The organism is Stenotrophomonas sp. YJH_SMC_27 (genome assembly GCF_059369815.1).
Genome location: NZ_JCAFTA010000007.1, coordinates 32,604 through 59,602, shown reverse-complemented (window position 1 = coordinate 59,602; position 26,999 = coordinate 32,604). Strand labels below are relative to the sequence as shown.

20 protein-coding genes are annotated in these 26,999 nt (G+C 66.9%); 9 read left to right on the top strand and 11 right to left on the bottom strand.

Translation table 11 applies throughout. The annotated features are described in order from the left end of the window. Positions 1 to 9 precede the first annotated feature (9 nt). Positions 10 to 855, top strand: coding sequence for a phytanoyl-CoA dioxygenase family protein (locus tag AC5P7R_RS11850; protein ID WP_021204154.1), 846 nt, complete (start codon positions 10 to 12; stop codon positions 853 to 855). Between the two features lie 72 nt (positions 856 to 927). On the opposite strand, the gene AC5P7R_RS11845 is transcribed toward AC5P7R_RS11850, so the two are convergent. Genes AC5P7R_RS11845 through AC5P7R_RS11835 form a run of 3 tightly spaced genes read right to left on the bottom strand, consistent with a single transcriptional unit; the run spans position 928 to position 8,680 of the window. Further along, a complete protein-coding gene (locus tag AC5P7R_RS11845; protein WP_134730487.1) occupies positions 928 to 4,014 on the bottom strand; it encodes an efflux RND transporter permease subunit in 3,087 nt (1,028 codons plus the stop codon). Continuing rightward, complete coding sequence (locus AC5P7R_RS11840) at positions 4,011 to 7,532, bottom strand: efflux RND transporter permease subunit (protein ID WP_494540158.1); 3,522 nt, start codon at positions 7,530 to 7,532, stop codon at positions 4,011 to 4,013. Before AC5P7R_RS11840 ends, AC5P7R_RS11845 begins: the two co-directional genes overlap by 4 nt. Beyond that, positions 7,529 to 8,680, bottom strand: a complete 1,152-nt coding sequence (locus AC5P7R_RS11835) for an efflux RND transporter periplasmic adaptor subunit (protein ID WP_227854296.1) — start codon at positions 8,678 to 8,680, stop codon at positions 7,529 to 7,531. The genes AC5P7R_RS11840 and AC5P7R_RS11835 overlap by 4 nt, the downstream gene beginning before the upstream one ends. 205 nt (positions 8,681 to 8,885) lie before the next feature. Between AC5P7R_RS11835 and AC5P7R_RS11830 the strand changes: the two genes are divergently transcribed. Together AC5P7R_RS11830 and AC5P7R_RS11825 are read left to right on the top strand one after the other, a co-directional pair. Next, a complete protein-coding gene (locus tag AC5P7R_RS11830; RefSeq protein WP_021204158.1) occupies positions 8,886 to 9,257 on the top strand; it encodes a c-type cytochrome in 372 nt (123 codons plus the stop codon). 9 nt (positions 9,258 to 9,266) lie between these two features. Continuing rightward, positions 9,267 to 9,728, top strand: a complete 462-nt coding sequence (locus tag AC5P7R_RS11825; RefSeq protein WP_227854295.1) for a c-type cytochrome — start codon at positions 9,267 to 9,269, stop codon at positions 9,726 to 9,728. 154 nt (positions 9,729 to 9,882) lie between these two features. Here AC5P7R_RS11825 and AC5P7R_RS11820 read toward each other — a convergent pair whose 3' ends face one another. Then, a complete protein-coding gene (locus tag AC5P7R_RS11820) occupies positions 9,883 to 11,766 on the bottom strand; it encodes an ATP-binding cassette domain-containing protein (protein ID WP_019661288.1) in 1,884 nt (627 codons plus the stop codon). A 196-nt stretch (positions 11,767 to 11,962) separates the two neighbouring features. Next, positions 11,963 to 12,841 (bottom strand): LysR family transcriptional regulator, encoded by an 879-nt coding sequence (locus tag AC5P7R_RS11815; protein WP_227852179.1) that lies wholly within the window; start codon positions 12,839 to 12,841, stop codon positions 11,963 to 11,965. 102 nt (positions 12,842 to 12,943) lie between these two features. Between AC5P7R_RS11815 and AC5P7R_RS11810 the strand changes: the two genes are divergently transcribed. Continuing rightward, entirely contained in the window at positions 12,944 to 14,023 is a 1,080-nt protein-coding gene (locus AC5P7R_RS11810; RefSeq protein WP_171952116.1) for a YeiH family protein, read from the top strand. Between the two features lie 155 nt (positions 14,024 to 14,178). Next, positions 14,179 to 15,555: an ATP-dependent RNA helicase DbpA gene (dbpA, locus tag AC5P7R_RS11805; protein WP_180832320.1), complete on the top strand. Its 1,377-nt coding sequence runs from the start codon at positions 14,179 to 14,181 to the stop codon at positions 15,553 to 15,555. Between the two features lie 78 nt (positions 15,556 to 15,633). Here the strand turns inward: dbpA and AC5P7R_RS11800 are convergent, their stop codons facing one another. The 4 genes from AC5P7R_RS11800 to AC5P7R_RS11785 form a co-directional block, all read right to left on the bottom strand. Further along, positions 15,634 to 16,170, bottom strand: coding sequence for an adenine phosphoribosyltransferase (locus AC5P7R_RS11800; RefSeq protein WP_111202596.1), 537 nt, complete (start codon positions 16,168 to 16,170; stop codon positions 15,634 to 15,636). A gap of 738 nt (positions 16,171 to 16,908) precedes the next feature. Continuing rightward, positions 16,909 to 18,474: a protein adenylyltransferase SelO gene (locus AC5P7R_RS11795; protein WP_478436416.1), complete on the bottom strand. Its 1,566-nt coding sequence runs from the start codon at positions 18,472 to 18,474 to the stop codon at positions 16,909 to 16,911. Positions 18,475 to 18,506: 32 nt separating this feature from the next. Continuing rightward, a complete protein-coding gene (locus AC5P7R_RS11790; RefSeq protein ID WP_111099177.1) occupies positions 18,507 to 19,196 on the bottom strand; it encodes a glutathione S-transferase family protein in 690 nt (229 codons plus the stop codon). A 187-nt stretch (positions 19,197 to 19,383) separates the two neighbouring features. After that, positions 19,384 to 19,593 carry a cold-shock protein gene (locus AC5P7R_RS11785; protein ID WP_004153307.1) on the bottom strand — a complete coding sequence of 70 codons (210 nt, stop codon included), beginning with the start codon at positions 19,591 to 19,593 and terminating at the stop codon, positions 19,384 to 19,386. A gap of 301 nt (positions 19,594 to 19,894) precedes the next feature. On the opposite strand from AC5P7R_RS11785, the gene AC5P7R_RS11780 reads away from it, so the two are divergent. Beyond that, complete coding sequence (locus AC5P7R_RS11780) at positions 19,895 to 20,383, top strand: YaiI/YqxD family protein (protein ID WP_021204710.1); 489 nt, start codon at positions 19,895 to 19,897, stop codon at positions 20,381 to 20,383. 6 nt (positions 20,384 to 20,389) lie between these two features. Here the strand turns inward: AC5P7R_RS11780 and AC5P7R_RS11775 are convergent, their stop codons facing one another. Next, positions 20,390 to 21,268 carry a pseudouridine synthase gene (locus tag AC5P7R_RS11775; protein ID WP_021204711.1) on the bottom strand — a complete coding sequence of 293 codons (879 nt, stop codon included), beginning with the start codon at positions 21,266 to 21,268 and terminating at the stop codon, positions 20,390 to 20,392. Between the two features lie 125 nt (positions 21,269 to 21,393). Here AC5P7R_RS11775 and AC5P7R_RS11770 point away from each other — a divergent pair, with 125 nt between their 5' ends. The 3 genes from AC5P7R_RS11770 to AC5P7R_RS11760 all read left to right on the top strand — a co-directional run bounded on the left by AC5P7R_RS11770 (position 21,394) and on the right by AC5P7R_RS11760 (position 25,284). Then, on the top strand, positions 21,394 to 21,942 hold the full coding sequence (locus AC5P7R_RS11770; protein WP_111099176.1) for a YaeQ family protein: 549 nt from the start codon (positions 21,394 to 21,396) through the stop codon (positions 21,940 to 21,942). Next, entirely contained in the window at positions 21,939 to 23,123 is a 1,185-nt protein-coding gene (locus AC5P7R_RS11765) for a BaiN/RdsA family NAD(P)/FAD-dependent oxidoreductase (protein WP_019661264.1), read from the top strand. The genes AC5P7R_RS11770 and AC5P7R_RS11765 overlap by 4 nt, the downstream gene beginning before the upstream one ends. Before the next feature lie 91 nt (positions 23,124 to 23,214). Next, positions 23,215 to 25,284 (top strand): EAL domain-containing response regulator, encoded by a 2,070-nt coding sequence (locus tag AC5P7R_RS11760; protein ID WP_111104613.1) that lies wholly within the window; start codon positions 23,215 to 23,217, stop codon positions 25,282 to 25,284. 113 nt (positions 25,285 to 25,397) lie between these two features. Here the strand turns inward: AC5P7R_RS11760 and fabV are convergent, their stop codons facing one another. Further along, positions 25,398 to 26,657 carry an enoyl-ACP reductase FabV gene (fabV, locus tag AC5P7R_RS11755; RefSeq protein ID WP_495213863.1) on the bottom strand — a complete coding sequence of 420 codons (1,260 nt, stop codon included), beginning with the start codon at positions 26,655 to 26,657 and terminating at the stop codon, positions 25,398 to 25,400. Positions 26,658 to 26,999 lie beyond the last annotated feature (342 nt).

Below are 26,999 nucleotides of genomic sequence, written 5' to 3'. Positions count from 1 at the left end.
AACAGTCCAATGGATGCATACGATGCGCTGATGCGCGATGGCTTCGTGGTGGTGCGACAGGCCATCGCACCCGCACTGGTCAGGGACATCAACGAGCGCATCTCGCGCTTCAAACAGCGCAATCCAAAGGCGGTCTCGCGCAACCTGGACGACCACCAGCGCATGTATCGGGTCGTCAACCTGCACCTGGCGGTGGATGCGATGACCCGCCTGCTCACTGACAACCCGGCCATCGACGTCTGCGATCGCTTTCTCGGCGAACCGACCACGCTCTACACCAGCCTCTACTACGAGCGCGGATCGGAGCAGTCATTGCATCGCGATACGCCAGTGTTCTGCACGTCCCCGGGCGAGCGCTACATGGGGGTATGGACCGCGCTGGATGCGGTTGACGAAAGCAATGGCCCCCTGCGCGTGGTTCCGGGTAGCCACCTGTTGCCGCCCATCGATGTGCAGGCACTGCGACGCGAAGTCTTCGGCGACGGCCCGATCAGCGCCATGTCGCCGGAGGGCTGGGCCGCCTATCAGGATGCGGTGGCGCGCCAGTGCGAAGACGCTGGCCTGAAGCCGCAGTCGGTGCACGTGCAGCCAGGCGATGTGATCGTCTGGCACCCGCAGCTGTTCCATGGCGGCGCCCCGCATCCCTCTGCCGGAACCCGCCGCAGCGTGGTCATGCACGTGACCCCGAAGTCGATGCCCGTGGGTCACATGGATGTTTTCTACGGGCAAACCCCTCCGCTGGCCAAAGCGCCTTGGCGCTATTACAGGCGTGGTCAGCGTGAGATCGCGCGATTCGGGCAGGTGGATTTCGGTCACGAGTACACGCGCCGGACCTGGTTCCTGCGCAAAGCCTGACTCAAGCCAAAAAAAGGGGGAGGCCGCCCCACTACGACCGGCCTCCCCCACACCACAACACGTTGTCGCGCATTACAGCCGGGCAGCGCCCGGCTCTACCCTCTCCACACCTCGCGCGCGGCGGATCAGCCGCGTCACCGCACTGCGCAGGTCATCCAGCACTGCATAGATGGTCGGCAGGAACAGGAGGCTGACTACGGTCGAGAACGCCAGGCCGCCGGCAATCGCGCGCGCCATCGGCGCGTACTCCGGACCATTGCCGAACATCTGCGTGTTGGTCAGCGAGATCGGCACCATCGCCAGGATCGCCGTGCCCATCGTCATCATGATCGGGCGCAATCGCTCGCGTGAGCCCTCAACCAGCGCCTGCGTGCGTCCCATGCCGCCGCGCCGCAGGTTGTTGATGTGCTCGATCATCACGATGCCGTTGTTCACCACCACGCCCATCAGCACCAGGATGCCGATGAAGGACATGATCCCGAACGAGGTACCGGTGATCCAGAACAGCCAGAACACACCGAAGATCGAGAACAGCACGCCACTCATGATCGCCGCCGGGAAAAGCAGCGACTCGAACACCGCCGCCATCACCACGTAGATCATCACCAGCGCGATCAGCAGGTTGAACACCATCTGCTGCATCGCTTCGTCGTCGTTGCCGTAGTCGCCGCCATCGAAGGTGAAGCCATAGCCGGCCGGGAAGTTCATCGGCTTGAGCACCGATTCCATCGCCTTGCGGCCATCCGGTGCGGTGACCTTCTCGGCCAGGTTGGCCTTGATGGTCAGCGTGGTCTGGCGGTTGGTGCGACCGATCTGGGTGGCCGAAGAGCCGACGTCAACGGTGACCAGGCTCAGCAGCGGCACGCTGCGACCGTCGCCGGTGCGCACGCTGAAACCGGCCAGGTCTTCCGGGCTGCTCTGCTCGGCGCCAGCGAAACGCACCCATACCGGTACTTCATTGTCGCCGCGGCGGAACTCGCGCATCGGCGCACCGCGCAGGGCCAGGCCGACGAAGCTGGCGACCTGCTCGGCATTGAAGCCGAATGCGGCGGCACGCTCGCGGTCGACGCGCACCTTCAGCTCGCCGCCCTTCTCGCCGTTGTCGATGCGCACGTCGCGCAGCTCGGCACGCTGGGCCAGCAGCGGCACCACTTCCTGGCCGATCTCCTGCAGCATCGAACTGGAGTCGCCCACCAGCTGCACCTGCACGCCCTGGTTGCCGCCACCGCCGCCATCACCGCCCTGGTTGCCGACGAAGTAGTCGGTGCGGGCCGACTTCGGCAGGCCCTTGCGCAGCTCTTCCTGCAGCGCCTTGATGTCCTTGGCGTACTTCTCGTCCAGGGTGACCACCGTCGAGCTGCCTTCCTGCTCGCTGTACCAGGAGTACACCTGCTTGACGTGCAGGCGCTCGCGGTTGGCGTCGATCCAGTTCTCCACGCGCGCCACCTCCTCGGACATCTGCCGATAGGTATAGGCGCCCTTCCACATGTAGCCGATGAAGATGTCCTTGCCGCCATCACCGCCGAACATGTCGACCTTGGTCAGCTTCATCGGCACCAGGCTGACCAGCACCACCAGCACGATGCCGAGCAGGCTCCAGCCGCGATGGTGCAGCGACCAGTCCAGCAGCCTGGCGTAGCGGCGCTGCAGCCGCGCGATCAGGCCGGTCTGCGAGTGCACCAGCTTGGGCGTGGCCATGCGCGCGGACAGCATCGGGATCAGGCTGACCGCGACCAGCCACGAGGCCAGCAGCGAGACCGAGATGGTGATCGCGATCTGCGCCATGAAGATGCTGATGTTGTTGGTCTCGCCGAACAGGTTCGGCACGAACACGATGCAGTGGCACAAGGTGCCAGCGCTGAGCGCGATGGCCACGTTGCGGGTGCCGATGATCGAGGCCAGGCGCGGCTGTCCCGGCATGCGCTCGCGCTCCTGGTAGATGCTCTCCACCACCACCACGGCGTTGTCGACCAGCATGCCCACCGCCAACAGCAGGCCCATCATGGTCAGGATGTTCAGCGTCACCCCGACGAAGTACATGAAACCCAGGGTGATGGTGAAGCAGATCGGAATGGCCAGGGTCACCATCAGCGTGGACGGCCAATGGCGCAGGAAGAAGAACAGCACCGTGATCGACAGGATCAGGCCGACCGCACCGGCCTCGGCCAGTTCCAGCAGCGAGGAGGTCACCGCCCTGCCCTGGTTGTCGATCACCTTGATCTGCACGTCGCGCATCGATGCTTCGGCACGGATCGACTCGACTTCAGCCAGCGCCGCGCGCGACACCTCCACCAGGTTGGCGCTGCGCTCCTTGAAGATGTCCAGGCCGACGGCCGGGTTGCCGTCCAGGCGGCGCCCGTAGTTCATCCGCGCCGGCTTCAGGCGCACGTCGGCGATGTCGCCCAGGCGCAGGCCCTTGGCGTTGATCACCAGGTCGCGCATTTCCTGCAGGTCGGTGATCTCGCCCACCGGCTGCACGCGCACGCGCTGGCCGTTGTCGTCGATCTGGCCGGCCGAGATCGAGAAGTTCAGCGTGCGCAGGCGCTCGCTCAGCTCGTTGATGCTCAACCCATGCGCGTTGAGCCGGTTCGGATCGATGGCGATCTCCACCTCGTTCGGCGGCGCGCCGGTGATGTCGACGCGGGCCACGCCGGGGATGCGCTCGATGCGCCGCTTGAACTCGCGGTCGAGCATGTCGTAAGCGGTGGTCAGGTCGGTGGTGCTGGCCAGGCGCACCTTCAGCACCGGCTGGTCGCTGCTGGACCACTTGAACACGTTGTAGCGCTGCAGGTCATCGGGCAGGTCGCTGCGGATCGCATCGATGCGCTCGCGTGCATCGGACGCGGCGATGGCGATGTCCCGGTCCCAGTCGCTGAACTCGATGAAGATCAGCGCCGCCTCGGAGGTCGCCGACGAGCGCATCCGCTTGATGCCGGTCATCGTCGCCAGCGATTCCTCCACCGGGCGGATGATGGTCCGCTCCACTTCCTCCGGGGTTGAACCGGTGTACGGAATCTGCACGAACAGGAACGGCGCGGAGATGTCCGGCAGCGCTTCCAGCGGCAGCCGGAACGAGGCGATCAGGCCAATCACCACCAGTGACACGAAACACATGATGGTGGTGACCGGACGGCGGATGGAGAACTCGGCAACACTCATGCCGGTTCCTCCGCACCCGCCGCGCTGCCTGCTGCACCCGGCTCGATCTCGCCGACGTGCTTGCGGCCACGCTCGCGGTAGTAGGCATCACCGCGCCGATCCATCAGGTCGTATACCACCGGGATCACCAGCAGGGTGAGCAGGGTCGACACCAGCAGGCCACCGATCACGGTGATCGCCATCGGCGCGCGCACTTCGGCACCCTCGCCCATCGCCACCGCCAGCGGCAGGAAGCCGAACAGCGTGCACAGGGTGGTCATGATGATCGGCCGCAGGCGCGAGCGTGCCCCTTCCACCAGGGCCTCGTGCTTGGCCACGCCGGCCTCGCGCAGCTGGTTGACCTTGTCGATCAGGATGATCGCGTTCTTGGTGACCAGGCCTACCAGCAGGATCAGGCCGATGAACACCACCACCGAGATGGGCTTGCCGGTCAGTGCCAGCGCCAGGATGGCACCGACCAGCGCCAGCGGAATGGTGAACAGGATCACGAACGGATGCAGCAGCGACTCGAACTGCGAGGCCATCACCAGGTAGACCAGGAAGATGGCCAGGCCGAAGGCGAAGATCAGCGACTTCGCCGCCTGCGCCAGCTCCTCACCCTGGCCACCGATGTGCAGGCCGACACCCGCGCCCAGCGGCTGCTCGGCCACCATCTGCTGCACTTCGCGCATGGCCGCGCCCAGATCGATATCGCGCAGGTTGGCCGACACGACGGCCACCCGGGTCTGGTCAGCGCGATGGATCTCGCTGGGACCAGTGGTGGCGACCACGTCGGCCACCGCGTCCAGCGTCACCGGACGGGTACTGCCCGGATTGACGATCAGCCGGCGGATGCTCTCCACGCTGGCACGGTCGCCTTCCTGGGCACGCACCAGCACGTCGATCTTGCGGTCGCGGAAGCTGTAGCGGGTCGCCACGTCGCCGCGCACCTTCTTCACCACCACGTCGGCGATCTGGCGGGTGGTCAGGCCCAGCGCACCGGCACGTTCCTGGTCGAAGCGGATCTGGATTTCCGGGAAGCCCTCTTCAACCGTGGACTTCACGTCGGCGTAGTGCGCGTTGCCGCGCAGCATTGCCGCCAGGCGCTGGCCGGCCACTTCCAGCGTCGCCATGTCCTGCCCACGCAGCTCGATTTCCAGCGGCGTGGAGAAGCTGAACAACGCCGGGCGCGCGAAGTCGACCTGTGCACCCGGATGCTGGCCCATGGTGTCACGCAGGCGCTCGGTGATCTCCGCCTCGGTACGCGCGTCGCCGCCGCCTTCCATCACCACGGTCAGCTTGCCGATGTTCTCGCCGCTCTCGGTTGGGCTGGCATCCAGGCGGGTGCCGCTGCCGCTGACGCCATACAGCGAGGCCACGCCCTCGCCGTTGCCGTGGGCCAGCTGCAGCTCGCGCACCAGCGCATCGGTCTGCTTCAGCGGCGTACCGGCCGGCAGCTTCACCGTCATTTCGAAACGGTCCTGCGCCAGCTGCGGGATCAGGTCGGCACCGAGCATCGGCACCAGTGCCATGGTCGCCACGAAGATGATCGTGGCCACGCCCAGCACCTTGCCGGGATGCGCCAGCGCGCTCGGCAGCAGGCGCAGGTAGCCGCGCTCGGCACCGGCATAGGGCTTCATCGCCAGATCGCTGGCCTTGCGCATCACCGGGCCAACCACCGCCACCACGCCACGCCACGCCCGCACGACCAGCCAGGCCAGTGCATAGAAGCTCCAGCGCGCGGTCGCCACGGCACCACGGCGCCCCAGCGCCACCGGCTTCTGCCAACGGTTCTGCGGCTGCCACGGTTCGTTCGGTGCCTCTTCCGGGAACGCCAGCGGCGGCCGTCCCTTCAGCGAGCTCAGCATCGGGATCAGGGTCATCGACACCAGCAGCGAGATCGCAATGGCGATCGCCACGGTCATTGCCTGGTCGCGGAACAGCTGGCCGGCGATGCCATCGACGAACACCAGCGGCAGGAACACCGCGATGGTGGTCAGGGTCGAGGCGACCACGGCCATGCTCACTTCGCGGGTACCGACGATGGCCGCCTGCAGGATACCCAGGCCACGCTCACGCGCCTTGGCAATGCTCTCCAGCACCACGATCGAGTCGTCCACCACCAGGCCGGTGGCCAGCGCCAGGCCGCCCAGCGACATCACGTTCAAGCTGAGGCCGAGCTGGCCCATGAAGAAGAACGTGGCGATGATCGAGACCGGCAACGACAGGCTGATCACGAAGGTGCTCCAGCCATCGCGCAGGAACAGGAAGATGATCAGGATCGCCAGCAGGCCACCGATCACCGCATCCTTCTTGACGTCGGCGATGGCGTGCTCGATGAAGCGCGACTGGTCCTCGATGGTGGTCATCTCGACATCGGACGGGAACGTGCCCTTGATCTGCTCCAGGCGCTTGCGCAGCGCTTCGGCGGTGGACACGGTATTGGCGTCGCCTTCCTTGTAGATCGCCAGTTCCACCGATTCCTTGCCGCCCAAGCGGATCACCGCTTCACGCTCCTTGTAGCCCTGGCGCACGGTGGCCACGTCCTTCAGGCGCACCGGCACGCCGTTGGCGACCACGCTGGAGCCACTACCGGACGATGCGCTCTGTGCCGCCGAGGCCGCCGCGATGGCGGCCGCCGACCCGGTCGACGCGGCGATGTTGAACATCTGCTGCAACGCCGAGTCGGCCGCGCTGCCGTTCGAGCCCTGGGTGGTGACCAGCAGGTTGCGGATTTCCTCCAGGTCGGCGAACTGGTTGACGGTACGCACCAGGAAGCGCTGCGAGCCCTCCTCCAGGCGGCCACCGGAGATGTTGATGTTCTCGTCCTTCAGGCGCTTGATGACGGTGTCGATCGGCAGGTTCAGCTGGGCCAGCTTCTGCTGGTCGATGTCGACCTGGATCTCGTCCTCGAGGCCGCCACCGACCTTGACCGCTGCCACGCCGGTGACCGGCTCCAGCTTCTTCTTCAGGTCTTCATCGGCATAGCGGCGCAGGCCGGTCAGCTCGCGGATCGCATCGGCATCGGTGGCTGGCGCGTCCTTGCTCGACAGCACCAGACGCATGATCGGCTCGGTGGATGGATTGAACCGCAGCAGTACCGGGGCCTTGGCCTCCAGCGGCAGGTTCAGCGCTTCCATCTTGTCGCGCACCTCCAGGCTGGCCTGGTCCATGTTGGTGCCCCAGGCGAACTCCAGCACCACATCGCTCTGGCCGGTGCGCGAGACCGACTTCAGCTTGCGCAGGTTCTTGACCACGCCCACCGCTTCTTCGACCGGCTGGGTGATCAGGGTTTCGATTTCAGTCGGCGCCGCACCGGTGTACTCGGTGCGCACGGTCAGCGTCGGGTAGCTCAGGTCGGGCAGCAGGTTGACCTTGAGGTTGCCCAGCGCGATCAGCCCGAACAGCAGCAGGGTGACCGTGCACATGGCGATGGTCACGCGGCGGCGGGTGGCGAATTCCACCAGGCCGCCGCGCATGCCGGCGGCGGCGCCGTCGCTCGCCGGCGAGGCACCGTGGTCGTGGCCCGGGGCGGTCATTGCTTGCTCCCGGCCTTGTCTGCCGGCTTGGCGGCCGCTGCGACCGTCTTCGCCTTTGCCTTCGGATCGGCGATCACCTGCACTGCGGTGCCGTCGCGCAGCGCGACCTTGCCGGCGGTGACCACCTGATCACCGGCCGCCAGGCCATCACGGATCTCCACCCACGGGCCCTCGGCGTAACCCAGCTTGACCGGAACGCGTGCGACCTTGCCTTCGCGCACCCGGAACACCGCCGGCTCACCGTCGTCGAGCAGCGCCAGGCGCGGCACCACGAGCGCATCGGCACGCTGGTCGTAATCGATGCGGATGCGCCCGAACATGCCGGGCTGCAGCGCGTGCGCGGCGCCATCGAAGGCACTGACCACGCGAAACGTGCCGCTGCCCGAATCCACCACCGGCGCGATGCGGTCGACGGTGCCGGTGAAGCTCTGGCCCGGCAACGCGTCGGCGGCCAGGGTTACCGGCTGACCGGCGCGCAACGTGGCCAGCTCGCGCTCGGGCACGTTGAGGGTGGCTTCCAGGCGCGAGTTGTCGACGATGCGGAAGATCGGCGTGTTGATCTGGACGAAGTTGCCGGTCTTGATCGAGCGCGAGGCGATCACGCCGGAGATCGGCGCCACCACCGTGGTATAGGACAGTTCCAGCGTGGCCAGGCGGTACTGCGCGCGGACGTTCTCCAGGTCGAAACGCAGCTGGTCGACATCGGCCGCACTGACCATCTGCTGACCAACCAGTTTCTGTGCACGCTGGTAGTTGTTCTCCAGCTTGCGCATCTGCGCTTCGCTCTGGGCTACGGCCAAGCGTGCGCGGTCCGGGTCCAGGCGCACCAGCGGCTGGCCGGCGGTGACCCGCTGGCCTTCCTCGACCAGCACCGCCAGCGCCACACCGGAGGTCTTGGCCACCACCTGCGACTCGGCGCGTGGTTCCAGCGCGGCGGTGCCTGTGTAACTGGCCGCGACCGCGCGATGGCTGGCCACGGCCACTTCGACCGGGACCGCATCGACCTTCTTCTCCTCCTTGGTGTCGGCGGCCTTGGCTTCGGAATTGGGCCCTGCGGCGCAACCGCCCAGCAGCAGGGAGGTGGAGATCAGCAGTGCGGCAGCGCAGATTCCGCTGCGACGGCCAGACAGGAAGGTTGGGTGCGACATCGTCAGGTCCCTGGAGGATGCGTGGACAGGTGTGGTAGCAAAGTAATGCACCACTTCACGGCAACACCATATCCCAAAGGTCATGGTGTCTTCACGCCGCTGGTCGGCCCGACCCCATTTCAGCTAGATGAAACCTGAGGCTATACTCGGGTCGTTCCGTACCCCACGCCGGAACGACCAGACCCGAATCCCCGGAAACGACACCATGCGCCCGCAGCCGCTCGCCGCTTGTCTCGCTCTGGCCGTCCTCCTGCCCCTTGGGGCCGCCGCACAGCCCGCTCCTGCTCCTGCCACACCCGCTCCGGCCCCGGCTCCTGCCGCGCCCACCGGCAACTTCGACAATGGCCGCGTGCTGGCCTACACCTGCCAGGGCTGCCACGGCATCACCGGCTACAAGAACGCTTACCCCAGCTACCGGGTGCCGAAGATCGGCGGCCAGACCCAGCAGTACCTGGCCCAGGCCCTGGCCGAGTACCGCCAGGGCAAGCGCCGGCATCCAACGATGCAGGCGCAGTCGATGAGCTTCAGCGAACAGGAGATCGCTGATCTCTCTGTTTACCTGTCCACCGTCAAGTAAGGCCCGCCCATGTCGAAAGCCGCGCATCCGATGCGTCATGCCATCGCCCTGTCCGTTGCCCTGCTGCTGGCCGCCTGTTCGCAGTCGCAGGTGGAAAACAGCGAGAAATCCGCCGCCGACCCGGGCCACGCCAGCGGCGAACACGGCTCTTCGTCTTCGGCCGGCCTGCCCGCAGGCCGCGAGGCCGCCGGTGAAGCCCGCGCCAAGGTGAAGGGCAAGGCCACCAACCAGAGCTGCATCGACTGCCACGGGGCCGATGGCAATGCGCCGATCGATCCAACCTACCCGAAGCTGGGTGGGCAGTACGGCGACTACCTGGCGCATGCACTGCAGGCCTACCGCGCCGGTGAACGCCAGCATGCGCTGATGACGCCGCAGGCGAAGGACCTCAGCGATCAGGACATCGCCGATCTGGCGGCGTATTTCGGCAGCCGGCCGAGCCAGCTGCGGGATCTGCACGGGGTCAAATGACGGCCGGCCCCCCGGTCGGTGCGGACCGTCGGTTGGTAGGTGCGGACCGTTGGTCCGCACAGATTCCGGATATCCACGCATGGCGTGGATCTGCTGAGCCGAGCGTGGGCTCGGCTCTACATCAATCGGCGCGATCGCTGGCGCCGGTCAACGCTCAGCCTTCCAGCTCTTCCCAGCGCGCGTACGCGGCATCCAGCTCGGCCTGCACCTTGGCCAGCTGCTGGGTGTGCGCCGTCACTTCAGCACTGCTGCGGGTGTAGAACGACGGGTCGTTCATCGCCGAGGTCAGGCCTTCGACATCGCCTTCCAGCTTCTCGATGGTCTTCGGCAGCTGCTCCAGTTCGCGCGCTTCCTTGTAGGCCAGCTTGCGCTTGGGTGCGGCCGGAGCTGCGGTAGCCGGGGTGGCCGGCGCAGCGGCCGCCGGCTTGGCCGCAGGGGCCGCGGCAGGCGCTGCGATGCTGGCCGCATAACGCTGCCAGTCGCTGTAACCGCCCACGTACTCGCCGATCACGCCATCGCCCTCCATCACCAGCGTGGAGGTGACCACGTTGTCGATGAAGTCACGGTCGTGGCTGACCAGCAGCAGGGTGCCGGTGTATTCGCCCAGCAGCTCTTCCAGCAGCTCCAGGGTTTCCACGTCCAGGTCGTTGGTCGGTTCGTCCATCACCAGCAGGTTGGACGGCTGCGCGAACAGCTTGGCCAGCAGCAGGCGGTTGCGCTCGCCACCGGACAGGCGGGTAATCGGCGCACGCGCACGTTCCGGGGTGAACATGAAGTCCTGCAGGTAGGCATGCACGTGCTTGCGCTTGCCGTTGAACTCGAGGAAATCGCGGCCTTCGGCGACGTTCTCGATCGCGCTCCAGTCTTCGCGGAGCACCGCGCGGTACTGGTCGAAATACGCGATCTGCAGGTTGGTGCCGGCGTTGACTTCGCCCTTGGCCGGCTGCAGCTCGCCCAGCAGGAGCTTCAACAGCGTGGTCTTGCCGCTGCCGTTGGGGCCGATCAGGCCGATGCGGTCGCCGCGCAGAATGGTCGTGGTGAAATCGCGGACCATGGTGCGCTCGCCGAAGGCGAACGAAATGTCCTTGACGTCGATGACCTTCTTGCCGGAGCTGATGCCCTGCGCGGCTTCCATCTTGACGTTGCCGCTGAGATCACGGCGCTGCGAACGCTCCACGCGCATCGCCTTCAGGCGGCGCACGCGGCCTTCGTCGCGGGTGCGACGGGCCTTGATGCCCTGCCGGATCCAGACTTCTTCCTGCGCCAGCAGCTTGTCGAAGCGGGCGTTTTCCTGCGCCTGCGCGTTGAGGCGTTCCTCGCGGCGGCGCTCGTAGTTGGCCCAGTCGCCTGGCCAGCTGGTGACCTGGCCGCGGTCGATCTCGACGATGCGGGTGGCCAGGGCACGCAGGAATCGACGGTCATGGGTGACAAACACCACGCTGCCGCTCCAGCCCTTCAGGAACGCTTCGAGCCAGTCGATGGCCTCGATGTCCAGGTGGTTGGTCGGTTCGTCCAGCAGCAGCACATCGGGGCTGGACACCAGCGCGCGGGCGAGCAGCACGCGGCGCTTCATGCCGCCGGACAGGCGGCCGAACTCGGCCTCGCCATCCAGGTCGAGCTTGGTCAGAGTTTCGCTGACGCGCTGGTCCAGGCCCCAGCCGTTGGCGGCATCGATCTTGGCCTGCACGTTGCCGAGGGCTTCGCCATCGAAGACTTCGGCATGGCTGAGGTGGTGGAATTCGGCCAGCCACTGGCCCAGCTCGCCGAGGCCATCGGCGACGACGTCGAACACCGAGCCGGCGGCGCCGTGCGGCACTTCCTGCTCCAGGCGGGTGACGCGCACGCCCTGCTGCACGCGGACTTCGCCGTCATCGGGCTTGTGGTCGCCGGACAGCAGCTTGAGCAGGGTGGATTTGCCGGCGCCGTTGCGGCCGATCAGGGCGATGCGTTCGCCCGGCTCGATCGACAGTTCGGCTTTTTCCAGCAACAACGGGCCGCCGACGCTGAAGTCGACGTTCTGCAGAGTAATCAGAGGCATCCCCATAGTGTAAGGGCTGGGGAGGTCAGCCGGAATCTCGGCGGCGTGCCGGCCTGCGATTCCGCCCTGTGCGCGATGTCCCCCGACGATGTCTTCGGTAGAGTCGACTTTCAGTCGACTGCTCTTCCCTGAGACCCGCGAAAAGCCCCCGCTGCGCGCGATAGTCGACCAACGGTCGACTCTACAAACGGCGCTTCTACCCCTCCACCTCCCCCAGCAACGCCTGCAACCCCGGCAGCCACTGCTTGCCGGGATGCCGTACCAGCCACAGCGTGCGCTGCAGGGCCGGCAGCGGGGTTTCAAGCACGCGCAGGCGGCCCAGGGCCAATGGCTCTTCCAGCGCGTGACGCGAAAGACAGGCCAGGCCGAGGCCGGCGATGGCGGCCTGCTTGATCGCCTCGGTATTGCCCAGCTGCAGGGTCTGGGCGAAGCCGCGCAGGTGCGGCAACAACGCCTGCTCCACCGCTTCGCGGGTACCCGAGCCGGGCTCGCGCAACAGCCAGCGTGCACGGCGCAGTTCGTCCAGCGACCAGCGTGCGGGGGCGTCGGCGGCGGCGACGATCACCAGCGGGTCCTGCTGCCAGGCCGTGACCTGGAGGCCACGCTCGTGGCACGGGCCTTCGATCAAGCCGGCGTCGACGTCCAGGCGCTGCACGGCGGCGACCACGCCAGCACTGTTGTCGATGCGCAGATCAACCTCGGCCTGCGGCGCCTGTCGCAGCAGCTCGGCGATGCGCGGCGGCAACAGGTAGTTGCCGATGGTGGTACTGGCGGCCAGCACCAGCCGCAGCGGCGCGCCCTGCCCCGGATCGCCGCCGGCGGCCAGCTGCCGCTCCAGGTCGGCGGCGTTGACCAGCAGCGTGCGGGCCGGCTCCAGCAGCGCGCGGCCGTGGCCGTTCAGGGCCAAGCGGCGGCCGATGCGGTCGAACAACGGGGTACCGAAGTGTGCCTCCAGTTCCTGCAGCGCAGCACTGCTGGCCGACTGCGATAGCGCGATGGCTTGGCCAGCGGCGGTGGTGCTGCCGTGATCGGCGATGGCGACGAAGACCTGAAGCTGGCGCAAGGTCAAGCGCATGTCATTTACCCGCTTAATAGGTAGATTTCACCCATATTATTCGTTTTACAGGTCAGCCATGCAGGCGCACGCTTGCCTGGCCATTCCAGACCTGCCGTTGCCATGAACGCCCCCGCTCTCTCCCCCTGGTCCCTGCCTGCCCTGCGCCAGCGCTGGCAGCCGCGCCTGCCCGGCCTCTTGCTGGTGGGCCTGATCGCGGCGGCGTCGCTGTACCTGGCCGAGCTGCCCTGGCTGCAGGCACACGGCTTGAGCGCGCTGACCGTGGCCATCGTGGCCGGCATCGTGGTCGGCAACACCTTCTACCCGCGGCTGGCACCGAGCAGCGCGGCGGGCGTGGGCTTTTCCAAGCACTGGCTGCTGCGTGCCGGCATCGTACTGTACGGCCTGCGCCTGACCTTCCAGGACATCGGCCACGTCGGCGTCAGTGGCGTGCTGATGGACGTGCTGGTAGTGGCCAGCACCTTCGGCCTGGCCTGCTGGCTGGGCGTGCGCGTGTTCAAGATGGAACGCGAGGCGGCGATGTTGATCGGCGCCGGCAGCGCAATCTGCGGTGCAGCGGCAGTGATGGCCGCCGAACCGGTAGTGCGTGGCCGTGCGGCGCAGGTCACGGTGGCGGTCTCTACGGTGGTGGTGTTCGGCACGCTGGCGATGTTCCTGTACCCGGCGCTGTATGCGCTGGTGCAATCGCACGGCTGGCTGGTGATGGACGCGCGGCAGTACGGCCTGTTCACCGGTGCGACGGTGCATGAAGTGGCACAGGTGGTGGCAGCCGGCCGTGCGGTCAACGAAGCTGCGGCTGATACTGCCGTGATCACCAAGATGGTGAGGGTGATGCTGCTGGCACCGTTCCTGGTCGCCCTGTCGCTGTGGCTGGCGCGTGGCGGCAAGGCCAGCGCCGACGGCAGCAAGGCACGCATCGTGGTGCCGTGGTTTGCGTTCGGTTTCGTGGCGGTGGCCGGGTTCAACTCGCTGCACCTGCTGCCGGCCGGCCTGCAGGCCGGGCTGGTGCAGCTGGATACCGTGCTGCTGGCGATGGCGATGGCCGCGCTGGGCCTGACCACCCACGTCTCGGCGCTGCGCCAGGCGGGCCTGAGGCCGCTGCTGCTGGCGCTGATCCTGTTCGCCTGGCTGCTCTTCGGTGGCCTGGCGATTCATCAGGGCGTGCTGGCGGTGCTGGGCTGAGCAGGAGCGTGCCGACCAGCCGTCGGCACCCACCCGTAGATCCACGCCATGCGTGAATGGCGGGCCCAGTTGGGGGTCAGAGCCCTTTCCTGCGGAAAGGAGGCCGACCCCACCCCATCAGGCGGGACCGGCCGCGCAGGCAGGTACAATGCGCCATGACTGACTTCTCGACCCTGCCGCTGAGCCCGGCCCTGCAGCCCGGCCTGGATGCCCTCGGCTACACCACCCTCACCCCCGTGCAGGCGCAGAGCCTGCCGGCCATCCTCGATGGCCGCGATGTGATCGCACAGGCGCCAACCGGCAGCGGCAAGACCGCCGCCTTCGGCCTGGGCCTGCTGCAGGCCATCGACCCCAGCCTGATCCGCGTGCAGGCGCTGGTGCTGTGCCCGACCCGCGAACTGGCCGACCAGGTCGGCAAGCAGATCCGCAAGCTGGCTACCGGCATCCCCAACCTGAAGCTGCTGCTGCTGGTCGGTGGGGTGCCGCTGGGCCCGCAGCTGGCGTCGCTGGAAGGCCACGACCCGCACGTAGTGGTCGGCACGCCCGGCCGCGTGCAGGAGCTGGCACGCAAGCGCGCGCTGAATCTGGGTGCGGTACGCACGCTGGTGCTGGACGAAGCCGACCGCATGCTCGACATGGGCTTCGAGGAACCGATCCGCGAGATCGCCGGCCGCACCCACAAGGATCGCCAGAGCCTGCTGTTCTCGGCCACCTTCCCCGACAGCATCCGCGCCATGGCGCGTGACCTGCTGCGCGACGCGGTGGAAGTGACCGTGGAAGGCGCCGACCAGGCCCCGGCCATCCGCCATATGTTCTGCGAAGTGGAACCGGCGCACCGGCAGAAGGCGCTGGCCGGCCTGCTGCTGAAGTACACGCCGGAATCGGCGGTGGTGTTCTGCAACACCCGCAAGGACGTGGACGAAGTGGCGAACTCGCTGCAGCAGTTCGGCTTCTCGGCACTGGCCCTGCACGGCGACATGGAGCAGCGCGACCGCGAGGAAGTGCTGCTGCTGCTGGCCAACCGCAGCTGCAACGTGCTGGTCGCCAGCGACGTGGCCGCGCGCGGCCTGGATGTGGAAGAGCTGGCCGCGGTGATCAACTACGAGCTGCCGACCGACGTGGAGAGCTACCAGCACCGCGTGGGCCGTACCGGCCGTGCCGGTGCCAGTGGCCTGGCGATCAGCCTGGTGGCCGGCCGCGAGAAGACCCGCGCCGAAGCCATCGAAGCACAGATGGGGCAACCGCTGGATTGGCAGAAGACGCCGCTGGCGACGGCGCGCCCGGCCGAGCTGCCGCAGGCAGCGATGCGCACGCTGCGCATCGATGGCGGCAAGACCGACAAGCTGCGCCCGGGTGACATTCTCGGCGCATTGACCGGCGACGCCGGCCTGTCAGCCAAGTTCATCGGCAAGATTGCGATCTTCCCGACCCGCTCCTACGTGGCGATCGCCCGTGAGCAGGCCAACAAGGCCGTGGCCAAGCTGGAAGCCGGCAAGATCAAGGGCCGTCGTTTCCGCGTGCGGATGATGTAAGGAACAGGGTGGTCGCCGGGCGTGGCGCGGCGCTACCGGCATGCCGTGTGTAGCGCCGGGCCACGCCCGGCGACACGCTCAGAACACCAGTTCGGTGTGCAGCGGCAGGTCCGCTTCCCAGCGCGCGCGGCCGCCGAGTCCGTCCAGTTCGACCAACACGCCGGCACCCACCACCTCGACACCCAGGCGGCGCACCAGCGACAAGGCAGCGACCAGCGTACCGCCGGTGGCCAGCACGTCATCGATGATTGCTACGCGGGCACCGGCCGGCAGTGCATCGGCATGCACCTCGATGCAGTCGCTGCGGTATTCGAGCGTGTATTCCTCGCGCAGCACCTGGCCCGGCAGCTTGCCCGGCTTGCGCACCGGCACGAAGCCCACCCCCAGTTCCAGCGCCATCGCGGCGCCGAGGATGAAGCCGCGCGATTCGATGCCCACCACGGCATCCAGCTTCTGGTCGCGCCAACGGTCGGCCATCGCGGTGATGGCACCGCGGAAGTCCTCGCCATGGGCGAGCAGCGGCATGATGTCCTTGAAGAGGATGCCGGGCTTGGGGAAGTCGGCGATGTCGCGCAGGCGGGAGGCCCACTGCGGAGCGACGAGGGCGTCGGTCATGTCACGTTGGCTATCTGATGGCGGCATAGGGTACCTGTTCCGGGCGCCGGCTGCCTGTTGGGGTGTTCGGCCGGGCTGCGCCCGGCACCTGCAGAGGCCACCGCGCAAGCAAAAGCGAAAACAAAAGCCGCATTCCGAGGGATGGCGGGGTGGGTCCGGTTGCGGGGGGCGCTGCAAGTACGTCCGTCTAGGCTTGGCAGCCGCTTGCTCGTGTGCGCTTTCCTGCGCACACGGCAAGACCGGGGTTGGGCGTCCTGCCCAACCCGCCCGAGGCATGCCTCGGGCCCATGCGGCTCACGCCCCCGCAACCGGACCCACCCCGCCTTCGACAGATTCCTGCGATCTGTCGTAGATCCACGCCATGCGTGGATGAACTTTCATCGAAATCGAATATTTCGAGAATTGAACGAAAAGCATCCACGCATGGCGTGGATCGACCGTGTCGACCAAGGTCGACACCTACCCACAGCAGCGGGAATCTGTCGGAGGTGGGGCGGTGTGGGGCTGCAGGACCGTTGGCGCCATGGATGGCGCCATCGAGCCCCCAAGGATGGGTTTACGGCGTGTCCTGCAGCCCCACACCGCCCCGCCAGACCATCGACAATCCAGAGCCGCTTTGGCTCTGGCTTTGGCTTTGGCTCTGGCTTTGGCTTTGGCTCTGGCTTTGGCTCTGGCTTTGGCTTTGGATTCGGCCCTTGCCTCTGCAGGTGCAGGGCGCAGCCCTGCCGAAACCCACCCTCAGGAACTGCAGGACAGCATCGAGCAGCCGGCGCGGTTGTCGGCCCACGCCGGGCGCTTGCCGGCAAAGTGCTCCAGCCCGGCGCGTTCGGTATACGGGTCACGCAGTACGTCCTGCAATGCGTGAACACCGCCCAGGTCGCCCTGCTCGGCGCGATCGATGGCCTCCTGGGCCAGCCAGTTGCGTAGCACGTACAGCGGATTGGCCGCGGCCATTTTCGCCGTGCGCTCGCTGGCCGACAGCGGATCCACGCGCAGTCGCGCCGCGTAGTCCTGCAACCACTGCTGCAGCGGTGCCTGCACCGACTGCTGGCGCGCCTCGTCGTAGTACACCGCGTCAAGCACGCCCACATCGGGCGACGTTGGATCAACGCGCATCAGCGCGCGCCAGGCCAGCGTCATGTCCATGCTGCCGTCCTGCATCAGCTGCTGCCAGCGCAGGTAGAGCTGCAGGTCCTCATCATCCGCCGCTGCCAGGCCGAGCTTGGCCGCTGCATCGCGACGGGTGCAGGCAACGAACGTGGACTGGTACGCCGCCAGTCCCGCTTGCAACGGTTCGACATCGGCAAACAATGGCGACAACGCCTGCGCCAGTCGGCTCAGGTTCCAGTACGCCACCTGCGGTTGGGTGCCGAAACGATAGCGCCGGCCTTGGGCATCGGTGGTGTTCGGCGTCCAGTCCGGATCGAAGTCCTCGACCCATCCATAGGGACCGTAATCCAGCGTCAGGCCTAGCACGGACAGGTTGTCGGTGTTCATCACGCCATGCACGAAGCCGACGCGCATCCAGTGCGCGATCATCTCGGCAGTGCGCACCGCGATCTGCGCGAACCAGTCACCGTACAGCGCCTCGCCCTGCCCTTCGAGCTCCGGAAAGTCGCGGGCGATGCACGCGTCGACCAGCTGCCGCAACAAGCCAGTTTCACCACGCGAGGCCGGCAGTTCGAATGAGCCGAAGCGCAGGAACGACGGCGATACACGGCACACGATGGCGCCGGGTTCGGCGCGGGGATGACCGTCGTAGAACATGTCACGCACCACGTCTTCGCCGGTGCCGACCAGCGACAACGCGCGCGTGGTCGGCACGCCCAGGTGATGCATCGCCTCGCTGCACAGGAATTCGCGGATGGACGAGCGCAGCACCGCGCGGCCATCGGCGCCCCGCGAATACGGGGTGGGGCCGGCACCCTTCAGCTGCAGCTCCCAATGACACCCATCGGGCGCGACCAGTTCGCCCAGCGAGATCGCGCGGCCATCACCCAGCTGCCCCGCCCAGTGGCCGAACTGATGCCCGCCATAATTGGCCGCCCACGGCTGCATGCCGGGGTACAGCGCATTGCCACCGAACACATCGGCGAAGCCATCGCTCTCCACTTCATCGGCATCGAAGCCGAGCATCGCCGCCACCTCCGGCGACCAGGCCAGCAAAGTGGGCGCCTCCACCGGCGTCGGCATCACCGGCGACCAGGCGGCGCCCAGCACTTCACGCCTGCGCGGGCCGGACTCTGGGTCACCCGGCAGGGCATTCAGCAGGCGATTGTCGAAACGGGGGCTGTCGTTATCCATGGTGTAGAAGATGGGGGCGACGGCCGACGGCCTCAATTGCCGCTCAGCGCCTGCAGATGTCCACCGTGGGCCTCGGCGCGCTGGTAGGCCGGGCGCTCGCCAATGCGCTTGAGGAAGCCGCGCAGCGCCGGCTTGTCGTCGAGGCCACCGCCGCGCGCGGCCGCAGCCTGGATCGGAAAGCTCATCTGGATGTCGGCTGCGCTGAACCGATCACCCGCGAACCACGGGCTCTCGGCCAAGCGGCGCTCCATCCAGTCCAGGTGCAGGCGCCGCTGCGGACCAATGAAGCCGCGTTCGGCCTTGTCGGCGATGCTGCGCGCGATCGGGCGGGCGAAGAACGGCATCGGCGCGTTGCGGATGCGGCCCATCACCAGGGTCAACAGCAGCGGCGGCATCGCTGAGCCTTCGGCGTAGTGCAGCCAGTAACGGTAGGCGATGCGCTCGGCGCCATCGGCCGGTGTCGGGGACGGCGACAGCTGGCGTTGGGTGTCATAGCGATCCGCGAGGTAGTCGAGGATCGCGCCGGACTCGGCCAGTACCAGCTCACCGTCCTGCAGCACGGGGGACTTGCCGAGCGGATGCACCCTGCGCAGCTCGGGCGGTGCCAGCAGCGTCTTCGGATCACGGGGATAACGGCGCAGTTCGTAGTCCAGCCCCAGCTCCTCCAGCATCCACAGCACGCGCAGGGAACGGGAGTTTTCCAGGTGATGGACAATGCGCATGGGGATGATCCTTGGGGAGGCCCACATCGTACCGCGCGCAGTGCATGCCCTTTGTAGAGTCGAGCCATGCTCGAGTGGCTTTGAGAGCAGTCGAGCGTGGCTCGACTCTACAAAAAAACAACGGGCAATAAAAAACGCCGGAAGCTCTCGCTTCCGGCGTTCTGGCTACCAAACGGCAGCAGACGGATTAGACCGCCTGCACCTGGTCAGCCTGCATACCCTTCTGACCCTGGACGGCGATGAAGGTAACCTTCTGGCCTTCCTGCAGGGTCTTGAAGCCGGTGCCCTGGATGGCACGGAAGTGCACGAACAGGTCCGGGCCGCTTTCCGGGGTGATGAAGCCGAAGCCCTTGGCGTCGTTGAACCACTTGACGGTGCCGGTCTGACGATCAGACATTTGACTAACTCCTGAAACACATGTTGAAAAAATCGCAGCCACCGGGTATCGGGGCCGAGACTGAGTTGCAGGCGTTGGTAAAGCGGATCGATGAGCGGATCGTGAGATCAACTGCACCAGGCCACGATTCACGGTGACCCTAGCAAACACAGTGGGGCCAACGATACGCGTGTTTTCTGCAAAAAGCGATAGCCGGGGCGTTCATGGGCTGGCCCCGCCCGCTAGACGTGGCAAGGGTTGGCAGCCGGTCGAGGCTAACCCTGAGCCCCCATTCAGGATTTTCCTACCCTACACTGGGTAAATGACTGAAGCTGAAACCCAAGCTGAACTGGCCCTCCCCCGTATCTGGGTGGACGCGGACGCCTGCCCCGCCGTCATTCGCGACATCCTGTTCCGGGCCGCTGAACGGGTCGGGATCGAACTGACCCTGGTTGCCAACCAGTGGATCCGCACCCCGCCGTCGCGCTGGTTGCGCTCGATCCAGGTCCCCCAAGGCCTGGACGTGGCCGACAGCGCCATCGTCGAACGGGTCGCCGCTGGAGACCTGGTCGTCACCCAGGACATTCCGCTGGCCGCGCTGGTGCTGGAGAAGAAGGCCGTGGCGCTGAACCCGCGCGGTCAGCTGTACACCCCGAACAACATGGCCGAGCGGCTGTCGATGCGCAATTTCATGGAAGAACTGCGCGGCGCCGGGGTCCAGACCGGCGGCCCGCCACCACTGGGCCAGCGCGACCGGCAGCTGTTCGCCGCCGAGCTGGACCGCTGGCTGGCGCGGCGCCCGGCCCGCTGACCGGGCCTAGTCGCCCTGACCCGGCAGCACCAAGCGGTGCTGGCTGCGGAAGCGCCGTCGCTCCCCGCTCAACGGATCATTGAAGGCCAAGCCCTGCGCCAGCAGCTGCAGGGGCGGCTCGTCCGCCCCCTCCGGGCGCACTCTGAGCTGCGGATACAGGTCGTCGCCCACGATGGGCGCACCCAGCATCGCCATGTGCACCCGCAGCTGGTGCTTGCGGCCGGTTTCCGGCAGCAGCCGGTAGCGCCAGATCGCCCCCTCGGCTTCGACCAGTTCGACCCGGCTGCGCGCATTGGGCTCGCCCGGCACTTCAGCCATGCGGAAGAACGGCTCGTCTGGCGCCAGCCGGCTGTGCCGCAGCAGCGGGAACGCCAGCCCAGGCAGCGCCGGTGCCAGCGCCTCGTAGGTCTTTTCAATGCGGCGCTCGCGGAACAAGCGCTGATAGGCATCGCGTGTCGCCGGCTGGGTCGAAAACAACACCAGCCCCGCCGTGAGCCGGTCCAGGCGGTGCAGTGGTACCAGATCCGTGTTGCCGGTGCGGGCGACCAGGCGCGACAGCAGGGTTTCGCGCACATACCCACCGGCCGGCGTTACCGGCAGGAAGTGCGGCTTGTCGGCCACCAGCAGGTGCTCATCCAGATGCAGGAGGGTCTCGGCGAAGGGAATCACCGGCTCGTCGGCAACCTCGCGGAAGTACTGGATTTCCAGCCCCACCTGCCAGGGCATGTCCGGCGCCAGTGCCCTGCCCTGCGCATCCTGCACACGGCCTCGGGCGAAGCGGTCCTGCCATTGCGCGCGACCGATGCGCGGGAAACGCGCGCACAGGCCATCGAGCAGGCTGGGCCAGTGGCCGGGGGGCAGCTGCAGGTGGCTGGGCAGGGTCATGGCGTCCATTCCGGCCACGGGAAAGAGCGCCAAGAGTGCCACCGTTGACGCTGCGCAGACAGCCCGGCAACGGACACCCTTCGAGCAAACCTCTATCATTGACGTCTTTAGTCCACGGATCCCCCATGGCTCTTACCGCCACCATCCGCAAGGCCGAACTGCAGATCAGCGACATGGATCGCGGCTACTACGCGACCCACAACCTGACCCTGGCCCAGCACCCGTCCGAGACCGACGAACGATTGATGGTGCGCCTGCTCGCCTTCGCTCTCAATGCCAGCGATCGCCTGGAGTTCGGCCGCGGCCTGAGCACCGACGATGAGCCGGACCTGTGGGAACACGACTACACCGGCGACATCCTGCAGTGGATCGACCTGGGCCATCCGGACGAATCGCGCATCCGCAAGGCCAGCAACCGCAGCCGCCAAGTGCAGGTGATCAATTACGGCGGCAACGCCTCGGAGATCTGGTGGGGCAAGCAGGGCAAGGGTCTGGCGCGCTTCGACAACCTGTCGGTGGTCGACCTCGACGGTGCCTTCGTAGAACTGTGGGGCCAGCAGATCCAGCGCGCGATGCGCTGGAGCGTGCTGATCCAGGACGGTGAAGTGCAGCTGCTCAACGATCAGATGCAGCTTGACGTGATCCCGGACTGGCGCAAGCGCGCCAAGGCATGAGCACGATCCGCTGCGACGTGGTGGTCATCGGCGCCGGCGCGGCCGGGCTGATGACCGCGATCACGGCTGGCCAGCGCGGTCGCCAGGTGCAGGTGATCGACCATGCCAACAAGGTCGGCAAGAAGATCCTGATGTCCGGCGGCGGCCGCTGCAATTTCACCAACACCGGCACCACCCCGGCCAACTTCCTGTCGGCCAACCCGCACTTCTGCAAGTCCGCGCTGGCGCGCTACACGCCCTGGCACTTCATCGAGCTGGTCAGCAAGCACGGCATCGCCTATCACGAAAAGGAACTGGGCCAGCTGTTCTGCGACATCTCGTCCAAGCAGATCGTGAAGATGCTGGTGGACGAATGCCAGGCGGCCGGTGCCCAGATCCGCACCGAATGCAGCGTGCAGCGCATCGAGCACGGCAGCGATGGTTTCCGCGTGCACACCACGCAGGGCCTGTTCCATTGCGCCTCGCTGGTGGTTGCCACCGGCGGCCTGTCGATTCCGAGCATGGGCGCCACCGGCTTCGGCTACGAAATTGCCCGCCAGTTCGGCCACCAGGTGCTGCCGACCCGCGCCGGGCTGGTCCCGCTGACGCTGAGCGGCAAGCACCAGGAGCGGCTGGCCGACCTCAGCGGCGTCGCACTGCCGGTCGAGGCGCGCTGCAACGGAAAGAGTTTCCAGAACTTCATGCTGCTGACCCACCGCGGCGTGAGCGGCCCGGCCATCCTGCAGATCTCCTCGTTCTGGCAGCCCGGCGATGCGCTGGAGCTGGACTTGTTGCCCGGCCAGGATGCGGGCGAGTGGCTGCGCCAGATGAAGCGCGAGCGGCCCGCCGCCGAGCTGCGCACCGTGCTGGGCGACGTGATGCCCAAGCGGCTGGCGCAGCGCCTGTGCGAGCACTGGCTGCCGGACCGCCCGGTGCGTCAGCTGGACGAGCCGGTGCTGCGCCAGGCCGCGCAGCTGCTGGGCGCGTTCCCGCTGGTGGCCAGCGGCACCGAGGGCTACCGCACCGCGGAAGTCACCCTGGGCGGCGTGGATACCGCCGAGGTGTCGTCCTCGACAATGGAATCCAAGCGCGTACCCGGCCTGCATTTCGTCGGCGAGGTGCTGGATGTGACCGGCTGGCTGGGCGGCTACAACTTCCAGTGGGCCTGGGCCAGCGGCCACGCGGCCGGTGGCGTGGTGTGAACCACATCGCCGTTCGTTGCGCGCAAGGGGTGCGCGCATGGACGGTTCGGCGCGCATCGTGTATCTAGATTTGCAGATTGGGGAGCAGTGCATGCAGAACGCGAACGACATCACCATCCGCCTGCTGATCGTCGATGACAGCGGCGAGAATGCCGAAGCCATCGTCAGCACCCTGCGCAACAGCGGCATCGCGGTGCGTCCGTGGCGCCCGCAGGATGCTGCCGAGCTGGCCCAGGTGCTGGCCAGCCAGGCCATCGACCTGGTGCTGGCCTCGCCTTCGCAGGGCATTCCGCTGCCGCTGGTGGCCCAGCATATTGCCGCCAGCGGCAAGGACATCCCGCTGGTACTGCTGGCCGAGCGCATCGACGAAGACGAACTGGTACAGGCCAGCAGCCATGGCATCCGTGCCCTCGCCCTGCGCCAGCGTTCCGAGCACCTGCTGGCCGTGGTCCGTGACCAGTGGGTGGACCTGCAGGCACGGCGTGGCCTGCGCCGCATCGAGGCGCAGATGCGTGAGACCGAGCGCCGCTGCGATGCGCTGATTGCCTCCTCGCGCGATCCCATCGCCTACGTGCATGAAGGCATGCACATCCGTGCCAACGACGCTTACCTGGAGATGTTCGGTTACGAGCATTTCGACGATATCGAAGGCATCTCGCTGCTGGACATGGTTGCCGCGCAGCACGTGGAAGGCTTCAAGCAGCTGCTGAAGGGCCTCAGCCGCGGCGAAGCGCCGCCGCCGCAGTACCAGCTCGACGCGCGCCACCAGGATGGCAGTGCGTTCCCGGCGACGATGGAATTCACCGCCGCCACCTACGAGGGCGAATCCTGCCTGCAGGTGGTGCTCCGCCGCCGCATGGAGTTCGATCCCGAGTTGGCACGCGAGGTCGAGGACCTGCGCCAGCGTGACCAGGTGACCGGCCTGCTCAACCGACCGACCTTCATGCTGCAGTTGGAAAGCGCAGTGGCACAGGCCGGGCGCAGCGAGGGCCAGTTCGGACTGCTGCTGATCGAGCCGGACCACTATGCGCGCCTGCTGCCGGACATCGGCCTGGCCTCGGCCGATACGCTGATCGGCGCCCTCGCCGGCCTGCTGGCCGAAGTAGTTGGCGCGGACGCGCAACTGGCCCGCTTCGGCGAACACAATTTCGCCGTGTTGCAGGCCGGGCCCTACGCGCAGACCGTGGCGCTGGCCGAGCGCATCCGCGAAGCCTACGCCGCACACGTCTTCAGCATCGGCGCGCGTTCGGCCACGGTAACGGTCAGCATCGGTGGCGTGCAGGTGGGCGAGAAGATCGCCAGCATCGGCCAGGTGCTGGCACGCGCGAGCGAATGCACGCAGGCCGCCGCCGAACTGGGCAACACCTGCCGCATCTTCGACCCGGCCGCCGCCGACCGGGTCGAGGAAGAGCGCGTGCTGCGCTGGGTCGCCCGCATCCGCGAGGCGCTGGCTGGCGACGGCTTCCAGCTGCACTACCAGCCGGTGCTGAACCTGCAGGGCGAGCCACTGGAGCTTTACGAGGCCTACCTGCGCCTGGAACACAATGGCGAACTGCTGAGCCCGACCGCGTTCCTGGGCATCGCCGAAGAGCACGGGCTGCTGGCCGACATCAACCGCTGGGTGGTCTCGCAGGCGATCGCGGTGCTGGGTGAACGCGCGCGTGCGGGTCATGCCACCCAGGTGCTGGTGAAGGTCACGCCGGAATCGTTCGATGACCCGCAGATGATCGCCACCCTGCGCCGCGAGCTGCAGGCGCAGGGTTTACCCGGCGAACGGCTGTGGCTGCATGCGCCGGAAGCCAAGGTGTTCACCCACCTGCGCAGTGCGCAGCAGTTCCTTGCTGAAGTGGCGCCCCTGGGCTGCCGCATCGGCCTGGAACAGTTCGGTTCCGGACTGGATTCGTTCCAGCTGCTCGCCCACTTCCAGCCGCAGTTCCTCAAGCTGGACCGCGGTTTCACCAGCGATCTGGCGGCCACCCGCGAGAACATCGATCGCATCAGCCAGATCACCGCACGCGCGCAGGAGGCCGGTATCCGCACCATCGCCGAGTTCGTCAGCGACGCCAATTCGATGACCCTGCTGTTCAGTGCCGGCGTGGATTACGTGCAGGGCGATTTCGTCGGCCCGGCGTTGCCGGAGATGGGGTTCGAGTTTGGGTGATGCCTCTCTGTAGAGCCGAGCCATGCTCGGCTGCGGGACTCAAGCGAAGAGCAGCCGAGCATGGCTCGGCTCTACACAAAGAGAAGGCCGGCTTTCGCCGGCCTTTTCGTTGATCAGGTCATGTCGACCAGGTTGTCGATCTTCACGTCCGGATTGACGTCGGCCTCGTAGTCGACGCCCTCCACGCCAAAACCGAACAGGCGCAGGAAGTCGGCCTTGTAACCGGCCAGGTCGCTGATTTCGTACAGGTTCTCGTTGGTCACCTGCGGCCACAGCGCGACCACCTTGCCCTGCACGTCCGCCGCCATTTCCTTGTAGTCGGCACGCAGGCGGCCTTCCTCGTCGACCAGCGCAACGGTGTGGCCATCGCCATCGACCAGATCGTGGCGCAGGCGGTCGACCGCCGTGCCATCGGCCCTGCCGCCGTAAAGGATGTCGTACAGCACGTCGAGCTGCTCGATGCAGCCTTCGTGAGTACCCTTTTCCTTCATCACCTTGAACAGCAGCGACAGGTACAGCGGCATGGTCGGAATGGCCGAGCTGGCCTGGGTCACCACGGCCTTCAGCACCGACACGCGCGCGTCGCCGCCGATTTTCGCCAGCTTCTCGCGCAGGCCCAGCACCTTGGTGTCCAGGTCCTTCTTGGCGGCGCCGATCGAGCCGTTCCAGTAAATCGCCTGGGTGATCTCTTCGCCCACGTAGGTGAAGGCCGTGGTGGTGCAGCCGTTGGCCAGCACGCCGGCATCGGCCAGCGCGTCGATCCACATCTGCCAGTCTTCGCCACCCATCACCGCAACGGTGCCGGCGATCTCTTCCGGCGTGGCAGGCTGCAGAGTGGTCTCGGTGATCATTTCCTTGTCGGTATCCAGGCCACGCAGGGTGATCGGCTCGCCGATCGGCTTCAGCGTGGAGCTGATGATCTCGCCGGTCTTGGGGTGCTTGCGGCGCGGCGCCGCCAGGCTGTAGACGACCTGGTCGACCTGGCCCAGATCGGCCTTGATCATTTGGATGGTCTTGGCCTTCACTTCATCGGAGAAGGCATCGCCGTTGATGCTCTTGGCATACAGGCCGGCTTCGTCGGCGTACTTGTGGAACGCGGCCGAGTTGTACCAGCCGGCGGTACCCGGCTTGGATTCACTGCCCGGGCGTTCGAAGAAGATGCCCAGCGTTGCCGCGCCACTGCCGAACGCGGCGGTAATGCGTGCGGCCAGGCCGTAGCCGGTGGAGGCACCGATGACCAGCACGCGCCTGGGACCATTCTGGATGGGCGGACGCGCGCGGATGTAGTCGATCTGCTGCTTGACCGCGGCTTCGCAGCCAGTCGGGTGGGTAGTGACGCAGATGAAGCCGCGGACACGCGGTTTGATGACCATGGATACCTCGGGTTGGCAGATGCGGCGCACGGGGCGCTCAGCAGGAATACGGGCGCGCGCCTGTGCGCGCGAACCGCAGGATCGTAGTGTGCGGGGGCCGAATGCACAACCGACGCTGGCGTAGGGTGGGGTTTCTTTGCAGGGTTGCACCCTGCACCTGCGGTAGTGCCGGCCGCTGGCCGGCAACCTCAACAGCAACGTCAAAAGCCGGGCTACTGAGGGATGCCGGGGTGGGTCCGGTTGCGGGGGACGCCGTTAACCCGTCCATGGGGGCTTGGCCGCGCATCCATGCCGCGGACACCCCCGCAACCGGACCCACCCCGCCTTTGACAGTCTTCCGCG